The 24777-nt window shown below is 41.9% G+C and carries 25 protein-coding genes; 19 read left to right on the top strand and 6 right to left on the bottom strand.

What is annotated here, in order from left to right:
* The first annotated feature begins 3 nt into the window (after positions 1 to 3).
* The gene (locus IGJ74_RS11550; protein WP_061054298.1) at positions 4 to 2166 is read left to right on the top strand and encodes a lectin-like domain-containing protein; all 2163 of its coding nucleotides are present in this window, start codon (positions 4 to 6) and stop codon (positions 2164 to 2166) included.
* A gap of 55 nt (positions 2167 to 2221) precedes the next feature.
* Here the strand turns inward: IGJ74_RS11550 and IGJ74_RS11545 are convergent, their stop codons facing one another.
* Complete coding sequence (locus IGJ74_RS11545; protein ID WP_086373083.1) at positions 2222 to 2398, bottom strand: acetyl-CoA carboxylase; 177 nt, start codon at positions 2396 to 2398, stop codon at positions 2222 to 2224.
* 453 nt (positions 2399 to 2851) lie between these two features.
* Between IGJ74_RS11545 and IGJ74_RS11540 the strand changes: the two genes are divergently transcribed.
* Together IGJ74_RS11540 and IGJ74_RS11535 are read left to right on the top strand one after the other, a co-directional pair.
* Entirely contained in the window at positions 2852 to 3220 is a 369-nt protein-coding gene (locus IGJ74_RS11540) for a DUF7006 family protein (protein WP_005235188.1), read from the top strand.
* A 278-nt stretch (positions 3221 to 3498) separates the two neighbouring features.
* Positions 3499 to 3861 (top strand): hypothetical protein, encoded by a 363-nt coding sequence (locus tag IGJ74_RS11535; protein WP_008378626.1) that lies wholly within the window; start codon positions 3499 to 3501, stop codon positions 3859 to 3861.
* Between the two features lie 50 nt (positions 3862 to 3911).
* On the opposite strand, the gene IGJ74_RS11530 is transcribed toward IGJ74_RS11535, so the two are convergent.
* On the bottom strand, positions 3912 to 4346 hold the full coding sequence (locus tag IGJ74_RS11530; RefSeq protein WP_061054296.1) for a MarR family winged helix-turn-helix transcriptional regulator: 435 nt from the start codon (positions 4344 to 4346) through the stop codon (positions 3912 to 3914).
* A 58-nt stretch (positions 4347 to 4404) separates the two neighbouring features.
* A complete protein-coding gene (locus IGJ74_RS11525) occupies positions 4405 to 4815 on the bottom strand; it encodes an organic hydroperoxide resistance protein (RefSeq protein WP_034872372.1) in 411 nt (136 codons plus the stop codon).
* 185 nt (positions 4816 to 5000) lie between these two features.
* Here IGJ74_RS11525 and IGJ74_RS11520 point away from each other — a divergent pair, with 185 nt between their 5' ends.
* Together IGJ74_RS11520 and IGJ74_RS11515 are read left to right on the top strand one after the other, a co-directional pair.
* Entirely contained in the window at positions 5001 to 5276 is a 276-nt protein-coding gene (locus IGJ74_RS11520; protein WP_016620494.1) for a hypothetical protein, read from the top strand.
* On the top strand, positions 5273 to 6232 hold the full coding sequence (locus IGJ74_RS11515) for an SPFH domain-containing protein (RefSeq protein WP_005235198.1): 960 nt from the start codon (positions 5273 to 5275) through the stop codon (positions 6230 to 6232). The genes IGJ74_RS11520 and IGJ74_RS11515 overlap by 4 nt, the downstream gene beginning before the upstream one ends.
* 65 nt (positions 6233 to 6297) lie before the next feature.
* On the opposite strand, the gene mprF is transcribed toward IGJ74_RS11515, so the two are convergent.
* Both mprF and IGJ74_RS11505 read right to left on the bottom strand, forming a co-directional pair.
* Positions 6298 to 8844 carry a bifunctional lysylphosphatidylglycerol flippase/synthetase MprF gene (gene mprF, locus IGJ74_RS11510; RefSeq protein WP_218192951.1) on the bottom strand — a complete coding sequence of 849 codons (2547 nt, stop codon included), beginning with the start codon at positions 8842 to 8844 and terminating at the stop codon, positions 6298 to 6300.
* A gap of 2 nt (positions 8845 to 8846) precedes the next feature.
* Positions 8847 to 9572, bottom strand: coding sequence for an alpha/beta fold hydrolase (locus IGJ74_RS11505; RefSeq protein WP_005235202.1), 726 nt, complete (start codon positions 9570 to 9572; stop codon positions 8847 to 8849).
* A 266-nt stretch (positions 9573 to 9838) separates the two neighbouring features.
* Between IGJ74_RS11505 and IGJ74_RS11500 the strand changes: the two genes are divergently transcribed.
* The 5 genes from IGJ74_RS11500 (at position 9839) to IGJ74_RS11480 (ending at position 14047) form a co-directional block, all read left to right on the top strand.
* A complete protein-coding gene (locus tag IGJ74_RS11500; protein ID WP_005235204.1) occupies positions 9839 to 10864 on the top strand; it encodes an NAD(P)/FAD-dependent oxidoreductase in 1026 nt (341 codons plus the stop codon).
* Between the two features lie 200 nt (positions 10865 to 11064).
* Entirely contained in the window at positions 11065 to 11940 is an 876-nt protein-coding gene (locus IGJ74_RS11495) for a cation diffusion facilitator family transporter (RefSeq protein WP_005235206.1), read from the top strand.
* A gap of 131 nt (positions 11941 to 12071) precedes the next feature.
* Positions 12072 to 12242 (top strand): hypothetical protein, encoded by a 171-nt coding sequence (locus tag IGJ74_RS11490; RefSeq protein WP_005235207.1) that lies wholly within the window; start codon positions 12072 to 12074, stop codon positions 12240 to 12242.
* Positions 12243 to 12791: 549 nt separating this feature from the next.
* Positions 12792 to 13295 carry a GNAT family N-acetyltransferase gene (locus IGJ74_RS11485; RefSeq protein ID WP_005235209.1) on the top strand — a complete coding sequence of 168 codons (504 nt, stop codon included), beginning with the start codon at positions 12792 to 12794 and terminating at the stop codon, positions 13293 to 13295.
* Positions 13296 to 13309: 14 nt separating this feature from the next.
* Positions 13310 to 14047 (top strand): MurR/RpiR family transcriptional regulator, encoded by a 738-nt coding sequence (locus IGJ74_RS11480; protein WP_194188324.1) that lies wholly within the window; start codon positions 13310 to 13312, stop codon positions 14045 to 14047.
* Positions 14048 to 14070: 23 nt separating this feature from the next.
* Here IGJ74_RS11480 and IGJ74_RS11475 read toward each other — a convergent pair whose 3' ends face one another.
* Positions 14071 to 14841 carry a MurR/RpiR family transcriptional regulator gene (locus IGJ74_RS11475; RefSeq protein ID WP_086299339.1) on the bottom strand — a complete coding sequence of 257 codons (771 nt, stop codon included), beginning with the start codon at positions 14839 to 14841 and terminating at the stop codon, positions 14071 to 14073.
* Positions 14842 to 15012: 171 nt separating this feature from the next.
* Between IGJ74_RS11475 and IGJ74_RS11470 the strand changes: the two genes are divergently transcribed.
* The 9 genes from IGJ74_RS11470 to IGJ74_RS11430 all read left to right on the top strand — a co-directional run bounded on the left by IGJ74_RS11470 (position 15013) and on the right by IGJ74_RS11430 (position 24751).
* A complete protein-coding gene (locus tag IGJ74_RS11470) occupies positions 15013 to 16404 on the top strand; it encodes a glycoside hydrolase family 1 protein (protein WP_194188323.1) in 1392 nt (463 codons plus the stop codon).
* Positions 16405 to 16416: 12 nt separating this feature from the next.
* Positions 16417 to 17721: a PTS transporter subunit EIIC gene (locus IGJ74_RS11465; RefSeq protein ID WP_194188322.1), complete on the top strand. Its 1305-nt coding sequence runs from the start codon at positions 16417 to 16419 to the stop codon at positions 17719 to 17721.
* A 387-nt stretch (positions 17722 to 18108) separates the two neighbouring features.
* Complete coding sequence (locus tag IGJ74_RS11460) at positions 18109 to 19407, top strand: PTS sugar transporter subunit IIC (protein WP_194188321.1); 1299 nt, start codon at positions 18109 to 18111, stop codon at positions 19405 to 19407.
* A 28-nt stretch (positions 19408 to 19435) separates the two neighbouring features.
* Positions 19436 to 19687: a hypothetical protein gene (locus IGJ74_RS11455; RefSeq protein WP_005235223.1), complete on the top strand. Its 252-nt coding sequence runs from the start codon at positions 19436 to 19438 to the stop codon at positions 19685 to 19687.
* Between the two features lies 1 nt (position 19688).
* Positions 19689 to 20783, top strand: coding sequence for a DUF871 domain-containing protein (locus tag IGJ74_RS11450; protein ID WP_061054292.1), 1095 nt, complete (start codon positions 19689 to 19691; stop codon positions 20781 to 20783).
* Positions 20784 to 20787: 4 nt separating this feature from the next.
* Positions 20788 to 21900 carry an amidohydrolase/deacetylase family metallohydrolase gene (locus IGJ74_RS11445; protein WP_194188320.1) on the top strand — a complete coding sequence of 371 codons (1113 nt, stop codon included), beginning with the start codon at positions 20788 to 20790 and terminating at the stop codon, positions 21898 to 21900.
* Positions 21884 to 22990 carry a DgaE family pyridoxal phosphate-dependent ammonia lyase gene (locus IGJ74_RS11440; RefSeq protein WP_194188319.1) on the top strand — a complete coding sequence of 369 codons (1107 nt, stop codon included), beginning with the start codon at positions 21884 to 21886 and terminating at the stop codon, positions 22988 to 22990. The genes IGJ74_RS11445 and IGJ74_RS11440 overlap by 17 nt, the downstream gene beginning before the upstream one ends.
* A complete protein-coding gene (dagF, locus tag IGJ74_RS11435; RefSeq protein ID WP_194188318.1) occupies positions 22987 to 23736 on the top strand; it encodes a 2-dehydro-3-deoxy-phosphogluconate aldolase in 750 nt (249 codons plus the stop codon). Before IGJ74_RS11440 ends, dagF begins: the two co-directional genes overlap by 4 nt.
* Positions 23737 to 23746: 10 nt before the next feature.
* On the top strand, positions 23747 to 24751 hold the full coding sequence (locus IGJ74_RS11430; protein ID WP_016620482.1) for a sugar kinase: 1005 nt from the start codon (positions 23747 to 23749) through the stop codon (positions 24749 to 24751).
* Positions 24752 to 24777: the final 26 nt, after the last annotated feature.

The following is a 24777-nucleotide window of genomic DNA, read 5'->3' as shown; positions in this document are numbered from 1 at the left end:
GTGATGAAAAAGTTTGGCATTATCCGATGGGGCTATGTGTTCTTTTTTAGCATTTTGCTGCTATGTGGGAAACAAGAAATCGTCCATGCTGCGGTATCTGCGCCAGATTTTCCTACGTTAGCGATTGACCATTCTCTGATCACTCCTGTGGGACAAGCGGGGTCGCCACAAGGGGAACCGGGCGTTAATTATGTTCAGATTAATGATGGAGCTACTACCAACTCCAGTGGTGGTGTCTGGTTCAATAAGCCGGTTTCTTTTACTCGCTCTTTTCGGTTAGAAATGGCATTTTGTATCGATAATACAGCAACGGACAGCGATGGGCTCGCTTTTGTGATGCAAAGCAATGGCTTAAATGCGCTGGCAGAACAAGCAGGACCGACGATTGGCGTCTGGTCAAATACAGGAGGAACGACTCCTTTAAATACGGGGGCAATCCCGCAAAGTTTTGCGATTGAATTCGATACGTTCTATAATAATGCCGGTTTGACTGGGGACGGTATGATGGATCGCGATGTTCCTTCCGGCCATCATATCGCATGGAATTTTCCCGGCTCAAATGACGCATATACCACCGATGGCTGGCTGATTATCGATAAAGTCTTAAATCATCGTGATACGGTATCAGTGAGTGATATTTCCGATGGGGTGTGGCATAGTTTTACAGTAGTTTTTGATCAGCCAACGCAAACGTTGCGTTACACCGTACCAGATTTCGGTGTTGATGTGACGGTACCTGTTGATGACACCTTCAAATCAAATTTGAACCTGACTAATAGTGCACCGGTCTATTTTGGTTTTACTGGTGCAAACGGGGGCTATGTTCAAGAAAAAGCAGTGGCGTTTGTCGATGTTGAAGGATTAGTAGAACTTGAGATGCGAACCGGTGTTTTTGAAAAAGACCCAGTCAAACTATTGTTGGATACTGGTACGACACTTTCCCAGCCAGCCACTGTCGACAATAGCAAAACCATTACTTATGCGACCTATCTCTCCTATAAAAGCACCAGTGATCTAGCTGACTTGGAATCGGGAATCTTGCTCTCATCGCTTTTTCCAGAAGGACTATCATTAGTTCCCGAGGCGGTTTATTTTGGAAAAGCCAGTGAAATCATGGTTAATGGCATGCCGGAAGGCGGAACTGCCTTACCTTTTGTCATTGAAAATGGGCAATTGGTTGCGACACTGCCTGACATGGTCAAAGGGAATGAATACATCGTTCACTTTTCCGTCAATTACACAGAAGCGCCGCTCAATCAGAATTTAGATATAGCCATCCCTGTCCAAACTGTTTTTAATGGAAATGCTTTTGTTTCCAGTATGACGTCAGGTGATCCAGAAATTCATTATTATCAAATGACTGGAATCTTTCCACCAACGCTTACAACAGGTTCGGCGTCATTGGCAGAAGCAAAAGCAGACCTGCAGATCGTGCGGCAAAAGCGCAATTCCTATATACCGATCACGATTGATGACCAAAACTCGACCCAAGCCAAAATATATGTCACGGAGTTCTTTACGGAGGATGTGACAATCACCGAAACCGATTTCTCTGAAGCAGCGTTGGTTGAACGGGGAACATTGTCGGAGCCGCTAACGGATACATTGGTGTTAGACACCGAAGAACTAGAACCAGGCACAACCTATTATCTGGCTTCCTATGTGATCGATACAGAAGGCAATCGATCGGCGACACGTTATTATGGCATTGACTTTCGAGGGATCGTGGTATTTGAGCGTGCGCCTGCTTCAATCAACGCAGCGGCAGTGACCTTGAATGAACTCGCACGATCCATCAGAGACGATGGCTTTGCTTATTTAACGATTTCTTTTGATCAAGAAGCTCTTTTGTCTGTCAGCAATACCAGCGAAGGGACCTGGCAGTTAAGTGGACAGATAAAGGATTTTATGCAAGAGCAGCAACTATTGGCAGAGGAAATTCAGTTGGTACTCTATGATCCGGTGACCAATCAGCTGGTGGCTTCTGTCACTTCTGAAGAGCAAGTGATTTTCCAGCAGGAGCCAACAGGAGCAACGGACTTAACCTTGGATCTTCAGGAATATGATTGCTACTTTCGCTTTGTCCCCAAGTTAGATTTGATTTTACCAGGTACCTATACAGGCACAGTCGACTGGCTGTTGGAGAGTACAATCATTAATGAATAGCAAAAAAAAACGCCTAGAAGGCGTTTTTTTCGTCTAAAAGTTTAAGTCGGTCCCTTTAACTTTGGCGACTTTTCGCAATTTTTAAAACTAATGATAGGCCTGCTAAAGCAAAACTGCCGTATTTAACGAATTTTTCCAAGGATTCTAAGGTTTGCTGTTTTTTGTGTTTGCAGTCTGGACAGTTTTTTTCATGGGCATTCATTTTTTTTCCACATTTACAATGACTCTTCATCTGTGATCCACTCCTCGTTTCGTTTTATTTTGATGACTTTCTATAATTTAATTATACATGTTGTATAAGGTTCTGTCTGAAATTATGCTGTGTAAGACGTTTGTTAAAATGAGAAAAAACCTACGTTTATTGGGGGGGCGTGGAAGTGTGTAATTGCGAGGCTATTGGCAGTTACAGAGCCCGATGGGTAGGAATCGCTATAGATAAAAAAGGAAGGAAATCTGACAATTTTCTCATTTTCGATAGGTGCTGAATCGCTTTGCTTATCAGTTTAGCAAAATTTTGCTATTGTGGAGTAAGATTAGGGGACAAGAAAAGACGCTTCTCTTTTTTTTCTATATTCTATCCTTAATCTGAGAACGAAAATCACCGATAGTATGCTATATATAAGAACAAGGAGCCATCCTTGACAATGTCGAATATGGCATTTGAATGAAAGGATTGATGAAATAAGTGATTTCTTCAATAATTTATACCGATACAAAGGCTTATTTAGATAAAGTGCTAGACCAAGCACTGTTGGATCTACTAAAATCTGATTATCCTAAAGTCTATGAACACGTGCAAAACTTGATTGTTGCTATGGAACAAACGATCCAACAAATTGACAGCACAAATTTTTGGCGGTTGATGCCGGAAATTTTAGGCTATGATTCTCGCTTTGTTTTGTTGAACTCGCTGCAATTGTCAGAAGACAAACTGTTGACGGAAATCGAGATTATTCAGATGATCGAACGTGATTTTCCGAATTTGAATAAAGAATTTTGTGGCTATTCCTTAAAAGAACAAGAGCATGAGAGTTTGATCTTCAGTGTTCAATAAACACTTCTCGTAGGAATATCAAGTAGAGTAAGAAAACGACTAGCTGATCTAGTCGTTTTTTTTTATCAAGAAAAAGAATAATTAAACATGTTATTTATCATTAAAATAAAAATTATTTTGAAATTATGAGTAAAATAGATTATTATTGGTATATAATCCTTTTAGTGAAAGAAAAAACAATCGAAAAAAGGAAGAGGAAAGCCAGCTGACTGAAATAGCTGCGATTGTTTTAATTTAGAAAATAAGAACCAGCCTCATCGGCATGGAAAGGAGCAATTATGGATTACTTGAGTTTTTCAAAAAAAGAGTGGGAAGTCTTAGTTTGTTTTTGGGCTGTGGATGAACCTCTGTGCTGTACAGAATTTAGTGAACGTTTCGGCTTAAACCGTAACACATCACTGTCCGTGATTCGCAAGTTAGTAAACAAAGGAGTTCTGGAGATTGCAAGTATCAAAATGAGCGGATCAGTCTTGGCTCGTCGCTTTCAGCCAGCTGTAAGTGAATTGGAGATATTACAGACAGGCCTAACCGATGACCAGATTTTTGAATTAGTGAAAATCGCCATCAGAAAAATCGAAGATCCTGAACAATTAACCCAGTTGCTAAATGTGATTGGTGAATTGAAAACTAAAGCTTCTTAAAGAATACTCGTTTGCATGATAAAAAAATGATCCGCTGTGAAAACAGCGGATCATTTTTCTTGTTCTTGAAATCTTTGTACCATTTTTGTCGTCAATTGATGGAGCACGGACAGTTCTTCCGGTTCAAGAGGCAAGAATTCGGTCACTTTGTAGGGGATCTCTAACGCTTGTTCATGAAGCGCTTTGCCTGAGTCAGTCAATGTGACCCGCAAAGAACGTTCATCGTCTTGATTTCGATTTCTTGCTAGGTAGCCTTTTGCTTCAAGCTTTTTTAAAACCGGTGTCAGTGTGCCAGAGTCGAGACATAATTGCTTCCCCAATGCTTTGACACTGATCGCTTCATCTTCCCATAACACCAACATCACTAAATATTGGGTATAGGTCAAATTCAACGGGTCCAGTAAGTCTTTGTACTGTTTGATAATTTCTTTTGAAGCGGCGTATAGAGGAAAACACAATTGGTTTTCTAACGCTAAGACATTCATGTTTTCACCCCTTTTTCTAATATCCGCCTCTTATCATAGCTGTTTTTTCAACGAAAGTCTACTCGCTAACGGCTTTGACAGTCACTTCAATGTTGCCAGCTGTGGCTTTTGAATAAGGACATACGGTATGAGCGATCTCAAGCAATTCTTGTGTTTCTTCTGTTGACAATCCTTCGATTTGACCTTCGATCTCAACACCCAAGACAAAACTGGATTCGCTTTCTGCGTATAAGGTCACTTGTGCGCTCACCGTAGAAGCACCATCGATTCCTTTGCTGCTTTTCACCAATTCAAGGGCACTGTTGAAGCAAGCACTAAAACCAGCTGCAAAAAGTTGTTCTGGATTGGTAGCATTTTCGACACGTTTGCCAGGTGCAGTGATGTTTAGCTCAAATGAATGATCGGGACTGTGTACTTCTCCTGAACGGCCACCAGTGTTGATCATTTTAGTCGAATACATTTTTTTCATCATTTCTTCACTCCTGATTTTTATATTTTGTACAATTAAATTGTATGCAATTTAATTGAAAAATGCAAGGAATTGGTTTTCGTTCTATGTTTTTTTTCTAAAAAAAACCGGAATCAGCATAAGTTTACTGTTCTCTTGGGTGAAACGTGCTATCATAGTTAGTAACACTTGTAATAGATTAACAAATGAGTTTGAAGCTTCAAATTTACTGCATGAAGGCAAAGAGGGTGAAAATCATCGTAGATTATATGGAAAAACGAGCGGTAGGGCGCTATTTTCGATCGTTGACGGATCATTATTCAGGCTATATACGGCTTTATGGCACCTATACAGAATATCGGGTGATTGCAGGGATTCCTGCTGAAAATGTCATGTTAGAGATTATCGGGGTTGAAAACGGTGTCTTATTGACCCGTGTAAACAATACATTATTTGAAAATGGAAGAGGGTTTTTACAATGATCATTATCCAAATTATTTTAGTTATTTTAGTATTAGTGATTCTGATTTGGCTGATTGCAAGCACTGCTGTGATCGTTCGTCAAGGGGAAGTCAAAGTTGTCGAAAGTTTTGGGAAGTACGTTCGAACGTTGGAACCAGGGCTTCATTTTCTTGTTCCGATTTTGTATACAGTTAGAGAAAGAGTGTCCTTGAAACAGATTCCTTTGGAGATCGAACCCCAAAGTGCAATCACAAAAGATAATGTAATCGTTCAAATTGATGAAGCAATCAAATACCATGTCACAGATGTGCGTGCCTTTGTCTACGAAAATGAAAACTCCGTTGTTTCAATGATCCAAGATGCCCAATCTAACTTGCGGGGAATCATCGGGAAAATGGATTTAAATGAAGTTTTAAATGGGACTGAAGAAATCAACGTAGCATTGTTTACTTCAATCAAAGATATCACGGCAGGCTATGGGTTAGCGATCGACCGAATCAACATTGGGGAAATCAAAGTTTCGCAAGAAATCATTGAATCAATGAACAAATTGATCACTGCCTCTAGAGACAAAGAATCGATGATCACAAGAGCCCAAGGTGAGAAATCTTCTTCAGTCTTGAGTGCAGAAGCCAAAGCTTCTCAAATGACGATCGACGCCGAAGCCCGAGCGGAACAAACTCAAATCGATGCCGAGGCGCGGGCAAAGCGTGTACGGATTGATGCCGAGGCGGAAGCAGAACGAATCGCGAAAATCACTGAAGCTGAACGCAAACGGATTTTAGCCATCAATGAAGCAATCAAAGAAAGCCAGCTCGACGAGCGCTCACTATCATATCTAGGGATCGAAGCCTTCAGAGATGTGGTGAATAGCAATACCAATACGGTCATTCTGCCATCAAATATGACGGAACTGGGAAATATTCCAGTCGTCAAACAACTTTGGGAAAATGCACCATCTAAATCGGCTGAATAAGTTAAGCACAACAATTGAAAAAGGTTCCCATACTCCGAAAAGAAAGAGGAGTATGGGAACCTTTTTTACTTCGTTTTTTCCGCCGATTGATTATCGACGATCAAGAGGGCCATCATGACATACCCGATCCAACTATCCCGAGAGTATAAAATGTAGCGAGGGGACCAAGAAGCGGCATATTTCTGTTTGTATTCGCGTAACCCTTCAAAAGAATAGAAACGAGAACCAAAGGTGTAAACGAGATAGGCGATCCGCTCTTGCAAGAAACTGCTGCGGAAAGTACCAACGTTGGCTAATGGTGCCATGCCTAAATCAAATTGTTGGTAGCCTTGTTCTTTAAAATAGTCGAATAGCTGAATAAACAAGAAATCCATCGTTCCATTCGGCGCTTTTTCAGGATCGTGGCGCATCAAATCAATGGATGCTAGGCCTGTTTGATAGGTGGGCATAAAGGAAGCGAATGCGACGATCTCCTGTTGCTGATTTCGGACGACAGCAATTGGTGCGGTGCTTAGATAGGATTCTGAAAAGAACCCAAGGGAGAACCCTTTTTCTTTCCGTCCATCTAGCCAGTTGTCAGAAATTTCCTTAAGCGTTGCAAATGTTTCGGCTGAAAAGGGTGGGGTGAGCACATCAAAAGTAAAGCCTTCTTTAGTAATCTTATTGTTCAATGCTCGCTGTCCCTTCATTTTCTTTCCTGAGAGGGTGAAGCTAGGTAGATCCACATAAGCTTTCTCACCGAATTTGATAAAGTCATACCCAAATTCATGCAGCAGCATCACCATTTCTTCACTACTTTCATAAAAGACCGGCAGATAATTCCATTGATCCATTTCTGTTAAGAAAGTTTCCAGTGCCTGTGGAAAGTCTGTTTGCTTCCCAGAAGGATCCCCCATGACTAAACATTTGTTATTAAAGGTCGTAAATTGAAAAAAGACCGTCGGCTCGCCAATTTCTGGATACACGTATACTTTCTTGTCTTTTAGATACACCAGATGGCTGTCGCTATTGCCACCGTAAGTATTTAAAACATGTTTCACTTTATCAGTGGCAGCACTGACGCCTAATTGGTGTTTTGGTCCCATCAAGTACCGGGCAAACAGCAGCATCGCAATGGCGACGAATAAAATCGCAACGAACCCTTGCAGCCATAATTTTTCAGAAGGGAAAAGCAAAAAATCCATCGAATGGTGATGCGTTGGATGTCGATTGATATGAGGCATATTGTAGACCCCGATAATGACATAGAGGATCGTCAACGAACCAATTAACAAACCATCGATCGTCAGCCATTCCCACGAGAAGACGAGTTGTTTACGGAACAACTCGCTTTTTGAAAAAATCATGATTGCTAATAATAATAGAAGAAACAGCATGGTCGAAAAACGGAAGCCCGCAAAAATAGCATAACCGATTGTTGCTGCAATCAACAAAAGCGTCGGCACGTACGCGCGACTGACACGGGCAGATATCCCTCGACCGGCAATTAAAAAGAGGTAACCGAGAAAAATACTCGGGTACTGCATCACAAAATTCAAGCGAATCGGATTGAGGTGGGCTAACCATTTGATTTGATCAAAGGCTTCTGGAATCGTGGCGGAGAGCACCAACATCGTTCCCGTCAAATAAAGCAGCAACACTTCGATCTTGTGGAACACTTCCAACAACAAGCTTTTTGGAATACCAGAAAAGCGCTGGTTGAGGGAGACGCCGACATTTTTTGAGAAAAAAAGCAAACCGATCAAAAAGGGAATGATGTAATAAAACAGGCGGAAAAGCAACAGCCAAGCAATGACACTTTCACGGGGAATCTGCAGTGAGCCCATTCCCATGATCATCATTACATCAAAGGTTCCAAGTTCTCCGGGAATCATCGAAACGATCCCAATCACGGAGGCAGCGATGAAAAGTGGCAACAATTGAAACACATCCACCGAGATGCCCATCAAGAGACCAGTCGTAAAGAAGGCTGCAAAAACACCTAGCCATTCTAATAAGGAAGCGGCGATCAACTGCAGACGATCACGCCGTTGCAGTCCACCTAAGTAAGCATTTTTTTTGGAAAAACTAAGGGCATAGACAACTGGAAAATAAAGACTACCGCCTAAAAGCCAGATCCAATACTGTTGCAGATAATCTGTCGTTGGACCAAATAAGACGAAGGCTAGTGCAGCAAGGGATAAAATCGAAAGACCAGACATCAGGTAAATAAAAATCTTCGAAATTGCTTGGGCAACTTCTTTGCCTTTTTTTCCTTTGCCGTAAAATTCCGAGCGTAATCCGATGCTGATGAAGCCGCCGAAGCCGATTAAGTTGTTCATAGTGTTGATGATCCAGCTGGTTTCCAGCAAATAACGGCGATCAGGTTTGTCCCCTAATAGGCGGTTCAAGACAATGTCATATAAGACCATTGGCAAGACACATAATAACCCAATGACAGCCATTAATGCCACTCGCCAAAGTGCCAGTTGCGCAAACAACTCTTTTAATTGATCAATGGAGATCGTCTTGCTTAATGAAAGCAGTTCGCCCAACACGATCACGGCTACTGCAATCAAGAAGAGTGTTTTAAACAGTGAGCGGTGGTCGCGGAGCCAAGTAAAGATTCTCATAGTTATTCACCGACCTTTTCTAAAAAAGATAATACTTTCGTGTTAAATACCTCTGGATTCTTTCGTGCAAAACTATGTCCTTGTCCTTTGACGACGATAAAATTGGACTGAGGGATACTGTTTGCAATATAAAAAGAATGGGAAAGCTTGATCGAATCACGTTTGCCGACCAAAATCAATGTCGGCACACTGAGGTGATTCAAATCGGCTGTAGATAAACCGATTGGACGAAACAACAATCCCAAAATAGGGAGAAAGCCCCGCATTCCTTTTGAGAATGGGGAACAAAGCCAAACGATCAGATATTGCAAGACACTCCCCATTCGAGAAAAGAGTCTAACTCCCCGTGGCTCAGTATTGCCCGAGTTTAAAATCATACAACTAACATACTCAGGGTAAAGATGACAAAAGACCATTGCTAGATTAGCCCCATCACTAAATCCTAATAGGGCGATTTTAGACAAATTTTCTTGCTGAATGATTGCTAAAAGATCCGTTGCCATTTTAAAAAAATCGATCTTTTTCTGTGTGTTAGTGGACTTGCCATGCCCACGGCTATCGATTAAGTACAATTGATGTTTTTGTCGCAATGCGTCGACCTGCTTTGAGAAATAGGCACTGCTACCGCCATTTCCGTGCAATAAAAAAAGAGGGCATCCTGAACCGGTTTTTTCGTAATAGAGGACAGACCCATCCGGTAAGGGTGCGTAACATTTTTCAACTTTCATTTTTTCACCTACTTTCTAAGAGTATACCTTGAAGTCAGTAGCTATCACAAACATATCACTAGATAAAATGAGAAAAAATAACATTCTACTCATTTTTTCTTTAGCAGATATTTAGGAAAAGGCTTTTTTCTTTACAATGTAAATAAAAATAATCGGCTAAGTTAATTAATTTGTTTTCAGAAAATTCTTTACAAACACGGTTTCGTTGACTATAATCGAACTAACTAATTGAGAATGATTTTCATTTATGAAAGAGAGGCTAGCCAATGACCACTATAGCAGATGTTCTGATTATCGGAGGAGGGCCCACGGGGCTTTATGCGAGTTTTTATGCTGGATTACGTGATCTATCGGTCGTATTGTTTGAAGCACAAGCCGAATTAGGCGGGAAGATCAATTTTTATCCTGAAAAAATGGTCTGGGATGTGGGTGCATTGCCGCCAACCAAGGGGAAGAAAGTCAAAGAACACTTGATTGAACAGGCTAAGTTGTTTGATCCAACGATCTATCTGAAAACGAAAATCATCGAATTGACCAAGGAAGACGATCTTTTTTATGCAGTGGATGACCAAGGGAGGACCCATGTTGGACGCACCGTTTTAGTTTGTATTGGCGGCGGTGTCGTTTCTCCGCAAAAATTGCCTTGTTTCATCCATAATAATGTCGACAACTATATCCACTATCAGTTTCCTGACCAGCAAGCGATCCAAGGCAAACATCTTGTGATCTCTGGCGGCGGGGATGCAGCAGTTGATTATGCGATTGAAGCGGCGTCTTATGGGGCAAAAGTTTCGCTTTGTTATCGGGGCGAGAAATTGAAGGCCCATGAAGCACAAGTAAAGAAGATGAAAGCAGAAGGGATTCAAGTGCTGATGAATCACACGATTGACGGGGTGAATCAAGCCGAAACCTTCAATATGGTTCTAAGATTAAAAAACAGTGCTAACCAAGAAACGATCGATTTTTTATGCGATCATTTGTTGATCCAACATGGCTATGACCGGGACAGTGCCTTGTTAGATAAAGTTTCCTTTGATCTCGCGCGTCATGAAGATTTTTATTTGAACTGTGAGATTCCAACAAAAACCAGCCATCCCGGTGTGTTTGCAGCTGGTGACATCCATTACTTCAAAGGCAAAGTGAATCTTTTGGCAGGCGCCTTTCAAGATGCTGCGCAAGCAGTCAACCAAATCAAACACTATTTAGAGCCGACCAGTGTCCCACAGGCGATGGTTTCTTCCCATAATGAGAAATTCAGTGAAAGAAATCGACAGCTGCTGGTGAACGAGTAGCAGCGATTCTTTGTGAAAGAAAAAAAGCAAAAAACAGGATTCCCTTGGGAGTCCTGTTTTTTTGGTAACCTCAGAACAGAAATTCGTTTCACTAGAAGTGAATGTTTGCCACTCCTAAAAAATAAAATCTCTCAAATAAATGATGCAATTGATGAAAATTTCAGCTATTATTTTCAAGTTGACTAATTGGAGGGGATGACATGAATCAAACAAGATATGCAGAATTAAAACAAGCAGAAAGAGGCGCTATCTTAAGTATCGTTGCCTACATTTTTGTTTCCATCGCCAAACTAGTTATTGGTCGTTTGGCAAACTCTGAAGGATTATGGGCGGATGGATTAAACAATGCGACGGATATCGTAGCGTCTATCGCTGTTTTGATCGGTTTGCGTTTGGCTCAAAAGCCAGCAGATGAAGACCATAAATATGGTCATTGGAAAGCAGAAAATGTGGCGAGTCTCGTAACATCCTTGATTATGCTGGCGGTCGGTCTGCAGGTTTTATGGTCCTCCATTCAAACGATTCTACTCGGTGAAACGCAAAGTCCCGATATGATTGCGGCAGTCGTCGGTATCATTTCAGCTATTTTGATGTATGGTATGTATTACTACAATAAGCGATTATCCGCTCGCGTAAAAAGCTCCGCTTTGCTAGCAGCTGCTAAAGACAACCGCAGCGATGCGTGGACGAGTATTGGAACGGCGATCGCTATTTTTGCCGCCTCATTTGGTATCGGTTGGTTAGACAGTTTGACTGCGATCGTGGTAGCTCTTTTGATTATCAAAACCGCCGTTGATATTTTTCGCGAGAGTGCCTTTTCACTTTCTGATGGGTTTGATGAATCGTTAGTCGTGGAGTATGAAGCGGCAATCGCTGGTTTTTCTGAAGTGAAATCTGTTAAATCGATTCGAGGAAGAATGTATGGCGCCAATGTTTTTCTTGATGTCGTCGTGACGATGGACAAATCTTTGACGGTTGAAAAGAGTCATAACGTGGCAGATGCTATTGAAGATCTCTTAGCTGATCGTTTTCAGGTGTTTGATACTGACATCCACATTGAGCCAGCTACCGAATAAATTTTCTGGAAAAACCTTGGTAGGACAAGGATGTAAACCACCCGTTTCCTGTTTGTAAACTGAAAAGTTCTTACGGAACCTGCTCATTCATGGCAAACTAGAGGTAACAAAGGAAGAAAGTAGGGAGCCCTATGAATAATAAGCAGGTAGTAGAAAATGAATTAGTTATTTCTTTAGATAAAATGGATGAAACAGAAATGATGGCAATTTGCCAACAATATATTGCGGCTATCGATGATAGCCAAGTCCTCTTCGCTTTACTGAAAAAAGTTCAAGCCTCTAAAGCAGCAGTAAGCAAATAAAAAAAACCGGCATCTTATGCATTGATGTTCCCCACAGCGAAAGCGAAAGGAGCATTGATCAACAGGAAAAGATGCTGGTTTTTTTTTGATTTGTCCAAGTCTTTTTAAAAACTTTTAAAGGACGTTTAATAGTGCGGTTAATCCATAGACGAGCAAAGAGGCTATTCCTAAAGGAATAATGCGTCGAAATATAATCTCTTTCAAGCGCTTGCCTGCTTGTCGTTCTTTTTCATAGTTAGGATCATGAGCGTGTGCTTTAAATTGCTAAGGAAAACGAGAAAAGATCAAGCCATTGGTCATCGATAAAACCCATCCAATCAACACCATGAAGAAAGAAACAAAAATGATTGCCAGTAAAAGTAGTTGTAAGAGTTGCATCGTGTTGCTACCTCCTTTTCGTCACCTTTTTTTCACTTCTAGTTTACCATCTTTTGAAACTTTTAGGGATCTTTATTCAACGTGCCCTTTCTTTTTTTGGTTCTTCCCTTATAATAGAGATATTTATAAGCGAGTTTCTGTTTCGCACAGCAACAGAGAGAAGGGATTCTTATGGCAATTACACAAAAAATCATTCAATCACCAGAAGACTTCCAAACGTTGGATCGTTTGATCAAAGAAATCTGGCCAGAAGTGTTTACACCAATCATTGGTTCGGATCAAGTCGCGTATATGCTGGCTCATTATCAATCACCAGCAGCGATTCAAAACGAAGTCCAGCAAGGAGCCGTCTATCTTTTACTAATGGAAGGTGACCAAGCAGTGGGGTATACAGCGTATGAAGAAACGCCGCAGCAGATTTATTTAAGTAAATTGTATCTCCACCTATCCACAAGAGGCAAAGGCTATGCCAGCCAAGTCTTTGATTGGTATGAGGAAATCGCCTCAGGCAAAACGTTGCATTTAAACGTCAACAAACAAAATCAGCAGGCGATCGCTGTTTATGAACATCGCGGCTTTGAACGCGTTTCTGAACGCACCGTTACGATTGGTTCGGGATTTGTTATGGATGATTTTATTTATGAGAAGAAGATTGCTGGAGACGAAGGGGCGTAACAAGGAGAAAACGAATGGAACTCACTGCCAAGAATAAGTCGTTCAGTAAGAAAGAATGGCAACTATTTCAATACGTTTTAAATCAGCAAGCAGAAGTCTGTTCGATGTCTATTCGTGAACTGGCTGATACAACAAAAACTAGCTCAACGACTGTTCTGCGGTTTTGTCGAAAATTTGATTGCGAAGGTTTTTCAGAATTTAAAATCAAATTGAAAAAGACGTTACAGAAACAAGGAAAGACTAATCGATTATTCAAACAAGATAAAAAAGCCCTGCACTATTTTTTTGAACGTATGGATGAATCCTTCTATCGAGAAGCATTATTAACGATCGCCAAAAGAATAAGTAAAGCAAAACTTTTGATCTTAGCCAGTGATAGGGAATCGACACTTGCTTTGAGCTATGCCCAACAAAAGTTTGCACGTTTAGATAAGATCGTGAGCGTAGAGGAAGAAGCAACATCGATTAAATCCGTTTGGCGAACCTTAAGTAGCGAAACCACGTTGCTAGTCTTTTCTAATAAAGGCGCCGATCCATTCCTTGAATCTTTGATCACTGAATGTAGCCTCGCTGGAATTTCAACCATTTCACTGACAAATCGTTCAACAACGTCAATTGCTAAACTATCTGAGCGAAATTTTGCTTATTATTATTCCGATAATCAAGAAGCTGATTCATTGTCCTCACAAATTCCAGCCATTTATTTGGTGGAACTTTTATTTGATTTAGTTACTGATTGTGAAGGCCGCTGAATAATTAAAACTACCTACGCCTATCAGAGAAGTTCTTCTGATAGGCGTATTCTTTTGGCAATTTTTTCAATTAAATAGATTGCTGGTAGCTGAGAAGTCAGTTCAATGGTTTTCTCTTTTTTTTGACTAGCTTTAAAAATGGTCTCTCTTTCAATGTAATAGGGCACCGTTAAGTCGGATAACTGGCTGATGGTTGAATCTTCCGTATTCGTGATGGCAATTATCTGACAATCTTTTTGATTTAACTTTTGTAAGTATCGAATCATTTCTTGTGTTTCCCCAGAAATCGACAAAACAATGATACCGGTTTTGCACAATATGTCTTCTGGAAACCAGTCGATAGGATAATTTGAGGGATCGTCAACTTTTAATGCCGTTTTTCCCAAGTCAGTAAAATAGAGTGCGCCATATTCCGCAATCGTTTCAGATAAGCCTGATCCAATAAATAGAACGAAGCTTTTGTTCTTAAGAATCTCTGTTGCTCGATTGATTCTCTCAGATAAAAAGGGCTGGTTTACTCGCTTTAAGAAATCAATTGTTTGAGATTCATCACTATCGGATATTTTGGATTTTACGAGAGAATCTAAGTAAAAGCGCAAATTGATCTTAAATTCGGTAAACGTATCACATTCAAATTTCTTGCAAAAGCGGCTAATACTAGCAGTACTGGTATGGGTCTCTTTGGCAAGTTCTTTCATCTTCATTTTAGACACTGAAGCCAAGTTTTTTGATACAAATCGGTAAACCTCGTATTCTAGTGCAGTAAGTTCAGGATTGTAGTCAAGAAAAAGCATGATGCACCTCCGTAGCAAAGTGTTTTTTTTGTGGAACAAATGACAAGGGATGAAAACGTTCTCTATTTTGGATTATAACATTATATTGATTTTACTTCATGCTATACTTTCGTTGTTCAACGATGTAAGCGGATGCTTCGCTTAGTAAAAAAGGAATTGTAGGAGGGCGACATGGAGTATAATTTTTCAAAGAATTTTTTCTGGGGTGCAGCAACGAGTGCGACACAATCAGAAGGAACGATAGCTGGAGACAAGAAAGGAGAAAACATTTGGGATTATGCATCAAAAAACTATAACCATCGGTTTTTTGAAGGAGTTACAACAGAACATACATCAAGGTTTTATCAGGAAATGGAAGCGGATCTGGATCGAATGGCGGCACTTTCTTTTAATTCTTTTCGGACTTCGATCTCTTGGTCACGTCTTATTCCCGAAGGTACAGGGGAAGTCAATCCAGAAGCAGTTGACTTTTATACCAGAATGCTTGATGGATTAAATCAAAGAGGCATCAAACCGTTTATCAATCTTTATCACTTTGACATGCCAATGAAATTACAAGAAATCGGCGGATTTGAAAATCGTGAGGTCATCGAAGCGTATCGGGCGTATGCGAAAATTTGTTTTGATTTATTTCATGAGAAAGTTGCGTACTGGTTTACCTTTAATGAGCCGATGATTCCAGCAGAAGCCGGCTATTTGCATGACCGGCACTATCCTTATGTAGTTGATTTTAAACGAGCGGCACAAGTACTTCACCATATCATCCTTGCTCACTGTGAGGCAGTTAAGGTCTTTCGACAAGGAACTTATCAAGGAAAAATCGGTATCATCATGGATGTGATCCCAGTTTACCCAAGAAGCCAGCATCCTGCCGACTTAAAGGCAGCGGAAATGGCAGACCTCTTCTATACTCGCTCCCTTAATGAAGCGATATTAAAAGGTCGTTACCCTCAAGAGTTAAAGGCTATTTTAACGTGCTACGACCAAATGCCACGAGTGGAAGAACAGGATCTTGCCTTGATTGCTGAAACAACGATTGATCTGTTAGGGATCAATTATTACCGTCCACGGCGAGTGAAAGCCAAAGAATCATTGCCTAATCCCGAGGGAGTTTTTTCGCCAGAATGGTTTTACGATGATTACGAGATGCCCGGCAGAAGGATGAATACTTCAAGGGGGATTGAGATTTATCCTCATGGCTTGTATGATATCGCCAAAAAAATCCAGTTAGAATACGGGAATATTGATTGGTTTGTTTCAGAAAATGGTATCGGGATTCAGGGAGAAGAAACATTTATCGAAGGGGGGCAAGTACAAGACAACTATCGGATTGCTTTTTTAAAAGAGCATTTAATTGAGCTTCACCAAGCAATGACGGAGGGGAGTAACTGTCTGGGGTATCACATGTGGACATTTGTGGACTGTTGGAGTTGGCAAAATGCGTTCAAAAATCGCTATGGCTTTTATCGCTTAGATTTAGAAACAGGAGAAAAAACGGTGAAAAAGTCTGGTCTATGGTTTAAAGAAGTGATTCAAAGAAATGGTTTTTCAAACGAATTTTAGGAGGTTTTTATAATGAAAGTTTTAGACTCGGTTGCAATGAAGTTATTACCGATTGCCAATGCTATTGGACAGCAGCGGCACTTGCAGGCAATTCGAAATGGGTTGATTTCTATTTTGCCGCTCACGATCGTTGGCTCTTTTTTCACCATTATTTTAAATTTGCCGATTCCTGGTTATACCGAATGGGTCGCTCCTTATTTACCGGCACTTGACATTCCTTTTCGATTTACGGTGGGGCTAATGTCTCTCTATGCCTCATTTACGATCGGCTCCAACTTAGGTGCTAGTTACAAACTCGATCGGATAACAAGTGGGTTTTTATCCATGTTAGCGACGATTTTAATGGTCGTTCCAATCAATTTGGCGGAAGGCATCAGCACGACAGGAGATGCCGTACTTGCAGGAAGGTATTTACCCATTGCTTCACTTGGATCACAAGGATTATTCGGTGCGATCATTGCGGCGCTAGTTTCAGTAGAGATTTATCATTTTACGAAAGCAAAAAACTTGGAAATCAAGATGCCAGAAGGCGTACCGCCTGTTGTAGGCGAATCCTTTGCGGCACTCCTACCAACCTTGCTGGTTATCTTAGTCTTTTGGATTCCGCGCCACTTTTTCGGCTTCGATTTAAATGGATTACTGACGATCGCCATCTCTCCTTTAAAAGGTTTCTTAACAGGCAATAATTTGGTTGGCGGAATCATCACACAATTTGTTATCTGCGTTTTCTGGGTATTGGGTATTCATGGCCATGCCGTTTTAGGACCCATCATTCGTCCATTTTGGGATCAAGCAATTTTAGAAAATGCGGAATTATTCCAAAACGGTATGTCTGCCTTTGATCTACCAAATCTTTTTACCGAACAATTTTATCAATGGTATGCGCAAATGGGTGGTACTGGATCAACGCTTGCATTGGTTGTTTTGTTTATGTTCTCTCGTTCAAACTATTTAAAACAATTGGGTCGTCTTTCCATTTTACCAGGGATTTTTAATATTAATGAACCGATGATCTTTGGGACGCCAATTGTGATGAATCCACTGTTGGCAATTCCGTTTATTCTTGTGCCAATCGCTAATACTATCTTAGTCTATATCGTTACCGCTTTAGATTGGATGCCTAAGATGATGGTCAAACCACCATTTTCGATTCCCGCACCTCTTGGCGCATTGATTACCTCAAATTGGAATTGGGTTGCTTGTTTGATGGTCTTCGTCTGTTTCTTCGTTTCGTTAGCGATTTATTATCCATTCTTCAAAGCATTTGAGAAACTTCAAGTGGCGCAAGAGCTAGAAACAGTTAAAGAAGGTGAGTAGAATGGTTCTAGTAGTGAGTTGTTTGCTCTTGATTTTTCTGACCCATCTTCTTTTAGAAAAAAATAATGCTAGAATCACGCTGGCTTTTTGGAAACTATTACTTGTTTCCTTACTTTTCTTACTCAGTTTGTTTTTCCTGTTGATCCGCACTCCTTTGGCGCCAGTTTTCATTTTGTTACTTATCATCAATTGTACCGTCATCCAAAATCGATTTATGTATCAGTATCGACCGAAAGGACAACGATAGGACGCTTGATGGTTACTGTAAGAAATGTTATTGCGAAAAGATTATTCTATCTACTGTTTAAAAAACTATTTACGAACCTTGATCCTCTGTGCTATTATCCTTGTATAAACATTATAATGTTATAAACTAAGGAGGCAATTATGAAAGGGTTTGTAGAATTTATTGAACAGAAATTGATGCCGATTGCAAATAAAGTGGGGATGCAACGGCACATGGTAGCGATTCGAAAGGGGATCATCGCTACTTTACCATTAACGATCGTTGGGTCGTTCTTTACGATTTTGCTGAATTTCCCCATTGAATCGGTCGCTGCGGTGATCGAACCGTATCGGGAAGTTTTGGATATTCCATTTCGTTATACAGTCGGATTATTGGCATTATATGCAACGTATGGGATTGCTTCATCGCTAGCCAAAAGCTACAAGCTGGATTCATTGACTGCGGGTATTTTAGCAACGATGTCCTTTCTTGTAACCGCTGCACCACCGTTGCGAGTCTTTGATTCTGTGGAAGGTATCATTGATGCCGGACGTTATATCAATGTGGCCAACCTAGGCTCCGGCTCTTTGTTTGGCGCGATCGTTACGGCAATCTTGTCCGTTGAAATCTATCGTTTCTTTATCGAAAAAAACATCACCATCAAAATGCCAGATGGTGTGCCGCCAGAAGTGACGAATTCATTCATGGCGTTGATTCCCGGTGGAGCGATCCTGATTTTATTCTGGGTGATCCGTCATATGCTTGGTTTTGATATCAATGGCTTTTTAAGTAATTTGTTGATGCCGTTAAAAGACGTGCTAGCGGGTAACAGCTTGTTTGGTGGTTTATTGACTGTCTTCTTGATCTGTTTCTTCTGGGTACTGGGGATTCATGGACCAGCCATCATGGGTCCTGTCATTCGTCCATTTTGGGATATTTCCATTGCTGAAAATATGGAAGCCTTCCAAGCATCTGGCAATGCGCATGAATTGCCTAATATTTTTACAGAACAATTTTTACAATGGTTCGTATGGATCGGTGGAGCCGGTACGACCTTAGCGTTGGTCGTTTTGTTCTTCTTCTCCAAATCAAAATACTTGAAACAATTGGGCCGTTTGTCCATCTTGCCAGGCCTATTCAATATCAATGAACCAGTGATTTTCGGTGCACCGATCGTAATGAACCCAATCTTAGGTATTCCTTTCTTGGTGGCACCGTTGATTACGACAACGATTTCTTACTTCGCTACCATTACCGGTGTTGTACCGATGATGGCTGCCAGACTTGGGTTTGCCATTCCAGCACCAATCGCCGCCTGGATGAGTACGGACTGGAGTATCGCAGCAGCGATTTTAGTGATCGTCAACTTCTTTATCACACTCGCAATCTATTACCCATTCTTTAAAGTCTTTGAGAAACAGCAGATTGCTCGAGAGCAAGAAGAAGAAACAGCCGCTTAAGCAAAACAAAAAAGAGTGAGGTGCAAACATGGGGATTTATGCCATTTGTTTATTTTTTGGTTGTCAAATTTGGTTAACAAAATCAGCACAAGGGAAAAAAATTCAAGAAGTGCCGTTTTGGCGGATGCTTTTGTTCGGGATTCTTGGCGTTGCTGCAGCGATCCTACTGAGCCGTCAGTTTCCGTGGGGACCATTTTTGACGATGACGGCGACGATTGTTTGCAGTTCGCTTTTACTGACACGTTTTACTGCTTTTTATGAAGAAATGAGGATGAGATAAGTTGAAAAGAAAACTAGGAGTATCGGTGTATCCCGATCACAGTGATTTTGAAACAGATAAAGCCTATCTGCAATTAGCCCATGATTATGGCTTTAGCCGCATTTTTATGAGTATGTTGGAAGTGAGTGACGGCAAAGAAAACGTGCAGAAAAAATTTAAAGCGTTGATTGATTTTGCCAAAGGATTAGGCTATGAAACGATTTTAGACGTGGCACCAGCCATCTTTTCTGAACTAGGCATCTCCTATGATGATTTGACCTTTTTCCATGAACTAGGTGCCGATGGAATTCGTTTAGATTTAGGTTTTGACGGCAACAAAGAAGCGATGTTGACCTATAATCCCTTTGGTTTAGCTGTTGAATTGAATATGAGCAATGATGTGGCGTATTTAGACAATATTTTGACCTATCAAGCCAACATTCCTTACTTATACGGCTGCCACAATTTCTATCCGCAAGAAGGGACTGCCTTACCCTATGATTTCTTTGAAAAATGCAGTCGTCGTTTCAAGGAAAAAGGCATTCGAACCGCCGCATTTATCTCTTCTCAAACGGGAACGATCGGACCTTGGGATATCAATGATGGCTTACCGACCTTAGAAATGCACCGAAGAATGCCTGTAGAAACTGCCGCAAAGCATTTGTTTGCCACAGGCTTGATTGATGATGTCATTATCGGCAATGCTTATGCTTCGGAAGCAGAATTGGCGGCACTAGGAGCGATTGATCGCTACCAGACCGCATTTGCGATTGAATTTGTGCCTGAAATCAATGAAGTTGAACGCCAAATCGCCCTGGACGAGCAGCATTACCGTCGAGGCGACATCACCGATCGGATGATCCGTTCCACAGAAGTTCGTAAAAAGTATAAGAACCATGACAATCCTGCTCATGACCACGAAGGAGTCTTTCAACGAGGGGATGTTGTGATCGGCAATGATCGTTTTGGCAAGTACAAAAACGAGCTGCAAGTAGTGCTAGAGCCTCACTCAGACCCACGAAAAAATAAAATCGGTTCGATCGTCGAACAAGAGTTAGTTCTGCTGCCCTTTATCCATCCTTGGTCGAAATTCACTTTCACAGAGAGGAAGGTGTAACGAAATGTTTGATTTGATTATTCGTCAAGCCCACACGATCGATGAAGAAGTATTTGATATTGGGGTTCAAGACGGCAAAATCACTGCTTTGGCACCCACGTTGAAGGAGCAGGCGAAACAAGAGCTGACCTTAGCAGAAGGGGAGTTCTTGTCAGCTGGTTGGATCGATGACCATGTCCATTGTTTCGAGGAAATGACGCTCTATTATGATTATCCAGACGAGATCGGTGTCAAACAAGGCGTCACGACCGTTATCGATGCGGGGACGACTGGCGCCGAAAATATCCATCGGTTTTATGATTTAGCCAAAGAAGCCAAAACCAATGTCTTTGCTTTAGTCAATATTTCCAAATGGGGGATCGTAGAGCAGGATGAACTTGCGGATCTGTCAAAAGTCAAAAAAGAATTGGTCAAAGAAGCGTTGCAGAAGTTTCCTGACTTTATCGTCGGGATCAAAGCCCGAATGAGTAAAACGGTGATCGGCGAAAATGGCATCACGCCGTTGAAATTAGCCAAAGCGATCCAAGCTGAAAATCAACCGTTGCCTCTGATGGTCCATATTGGTTCAGCACCACCGAATTTAGCAGAGATTCTCGCTGAATTGGAAGCAGGTGATGTGGTGACCCATTGCTTTAACGGCAAAGCCAATGGGATTTTGGATCAGACGAACCAAACCATCAAGCCTTTCGTCTTTGCTGCCTATGAAAAAGGCTTGGTCTTCGATATTGGTCATGGGACAGACAGTTTCAATTTTGATGTGGCGGAGACGGCCTTTGCCAATCAGCTAAAGGCTTCTTCCATTAGTACGGATATCTACATCCGCAATCGTACCAATGGACCTGTTTTTGATTTAGCGACGACTATGGAAAAATTAGCGGTCGTAGGGTATGATTGGCGTGAGATCATCGAGAAGGTGACCAGTGCCCCTGCGAAGCAATTTCATTTACAGAACAAAGGCGAGATCGCATTGGGATATGATGCTGATTTTACGATTTTCCGCTTTGAAGAGGGCGAAAAGGAATTGACGGATTCTAACGGCAATCGCCGAATCACGACACAACAGATCGTGCCGCAAAAAGCGGTGATAGGAGGGGAACTTTTTGACACTGAATATTGAAGAACTAGGCTTGAAAGAAGTCATCAATGCTTCTGGCAAAATGACGATTCTAGGTGTCTCGAAAGTCAGCGAAGGCGTGCTTGCAGCCCAGCGCTATGGCGGGGAGCATTTCTTTGAAATGGCAGATCTAGCAGAAAAAACCGGTGCCTATTTAGCAAAATTGTTGAAAACGGAAGATGCGCAAATCGTTTCTTCCGCTTCGGCGGGAATCGCCCAATCAGTGGCGGCACTCATCGGTCAAGGAGACAGCTATCATTTGTACCACCCATATAGTGAGAAAATCAGCAAGCGGGAGATCATTTTGCCCAAAGGCCACAACGTAGATTATGGCACACCGGTGGAAGTGATGGTGGCGCAAGGGGGCGGAAAAGTCGTGGAAGCAGGCTATGCCAATATGTGCACACCCGAGCACATTGAACAGATGATCACGCCCGAAACAGCGGCAATCCTCTACATAAAGAGTCATCACACCGTTCAAAAAAGTATGCTGACGGTAGCAGAAACGGCCCAAGTTGCCAAGGCACACGATCTTCCATTGATCGTTGATGCGGCTGCTGAGGAAGATTTGTTTGCCTATGCCCAAGCAGGTGCTGATTTAGTGATCTATTCAGGTGCGAAAGCACTGTCAGGACCAAGTGCTGGCTTAGTGATCGGCAAGCAGCCCTATGTCTCTTGGGTGCGCCTGCAATCCAAAGGTATTGGTCGAGCAATGAAAATCGGTAAAGACAATATTCTCGGATTTACCCAAGCCGTGACGGATTATCTAGCGGAGGGAACAGAATCTGGCGCTTCGATGCAAGAGCGCCTACAACCATTTATTGCGGCAATCAATGAAATCACTGGTTTCGAAGCAAAAATCGTTCAAGATAGCGCTGGCAGAGACATTTATCGAGCGAGTGTCAAAGTGAAAGAACCAAGTGCCAAAGCAGTGATCGACGCGCTAAAAGCGGGAGAACCAGCGATTTATACCCGTGAATACCAAGCCAATAACGGCATTATTGAATTTGATATCCGAGCAGTCAATGAACAAGAAATGGCAGTGATCACCGATCGCTTACAAGAAATTATGTTAGGAGCAACCCAAAAATGAAAACTTCACCCAATTATTTCGCTGACCGTATCTGTCTGAATGTGTTAGCAAACTCTATTGAAAATGCGAAAGCTTGTTATGAAGCAGCAGAGGGCAACATCGTCCTAGGTGTTTTATCAAAAAATTATGCTAGCGATGAGGCAGCTATCGCTGACATGAAGAACTATCAAGCGGCAACAAATAATGCCCTTTCTGTAGGGCTTGGTGCTGGCGACCCCAACCAAAGTGAAATGGTCTCCCGAATTTCCGCTGTTCTACAGCCACAGCATGTCAACCAAGTATTCACGGGGGCAGGGACCTCACGAGCTTTGTTAGGACAATCTGAAACGATCGTCAATGCCCTTGTTTCACCAACCGGAAAAGTCGGCTATGTCAATATTGCTACTGGACCATTGAGTTCACAAACTCCAGCTGCAGAAGTCCCCGTCGAAACAGCGATCGCTTTATTAAAAGACATGGGGGCTAGTTCTATCAAGTATTTTCCAATGAAAGGGTTGGCTCATAAAGCAGAGTATCAAGCAGTAGCAGAGGCTTGTGCTGCGAATGATTTTTATTTGGAACCGACCGGCGGCATCGATTTAGAAAACTTTGAAGAAATCTTGCAGATCGCTGTTGATGCAGGAGTAAAAAAAATCATTCCACATATTTACAGCTCGATCATCGATGGCGAAACAGGGGACACACGCCCTGAAGATGTACAGACATTAGCAGAAATGACGAAAAAGGTGTTGGCAGCAGCCAAATAGGGAGGGATCAATGATGCGGATCGGTGCTTACGGTGAGGTAATGATGCGATTGACGCCACCAGAATATCGAACACTGGAACAGACCCACTCTTTGCGGATGGATTTTACAGGAACAGGGGTCAATCTGTTAGGCAATTTGGCGCATTTCGGCTTAACGACGTCGATGCTGACACAAGTGCCAGCCAACCGTTTAGGGGATACGGCGAAAGCCAGCTTGCGTTCCTATGGGATTCAAACAGCATTTGTTGGCAAAAAATACAGCCATATCGGCAGTTATTTCGCCGAGATCGGCTACGGCGCTCGTCCGACTTACGTGACTTATCAAAATCGCCATCATAGTTCCTTTGGCGTTTCAGGTCCAGAAGAATATGCCATCGATGGATTTCTAGAAACAGTCGATCTCATTCATATTTGCGGGATCTCTCTTAGTTTGACTGAGAAAACCTGGCAAACTGCATTGGCTTTGGCGAAACAGGCCCATGTAAAGCAGATTCGCGTCTGCTTTGATTTTAACTTCCGCCCAAGCTTGAATGAAGAATTAAATCGTGAGGTACTAAAACAACGGTATGAAACGATTCTACCTTATTGTGATCTAGTTTTCGGCTCTGTCCGTGACTTGGAGGAGCTGCTGGCATATCCCTTAGAGGAAACAGAAGGAGCCGAGCTTGCGTTGATCCAATCCTTTATTGACCAGTATCAACTAGAATGGTTCTGCGGGACACGCCGTCTAGCCGTGGAAGACAAGCAATTTATCAGTGGAAGAATCATTACGGCGCAGGATGCCTATGAAACGGCACCGCAGCTGCTGCAAGTATTGGATCGGATCGGGGCAGGGGATGCCTATGCCGCTGGTGTATTATTAGGCTATGCCGAAAAATGGTCGCTCCAACGCACCGCTGATTTTGCAATCACGAATGCTGTATTGGCTCATACGATGCTGGGAGATGTCCCATTAACCACCAAAGAACAAGTGGAACAAGTCTTACAGGCACCAGGAAAAGACTTGATTCGCTAGAAAAAACACTTGCGTCCTTCTCTTGA

Origin of the sequence: Enterococcus sp. AZ009 (assembly GCF_050548785.1) — a bacterium.
GTDB lineage: Bacteria > Bacillota > Bacilli > Lactobacillales > Enterococcaceae > Enterococcus_D > Enterococcus_D entomosocium.
The sequence above is the reverse complement of the archived record's forward strand: the minus strand, read 5'-3'. Positions and strand labels throughout refer to the sequence as shown.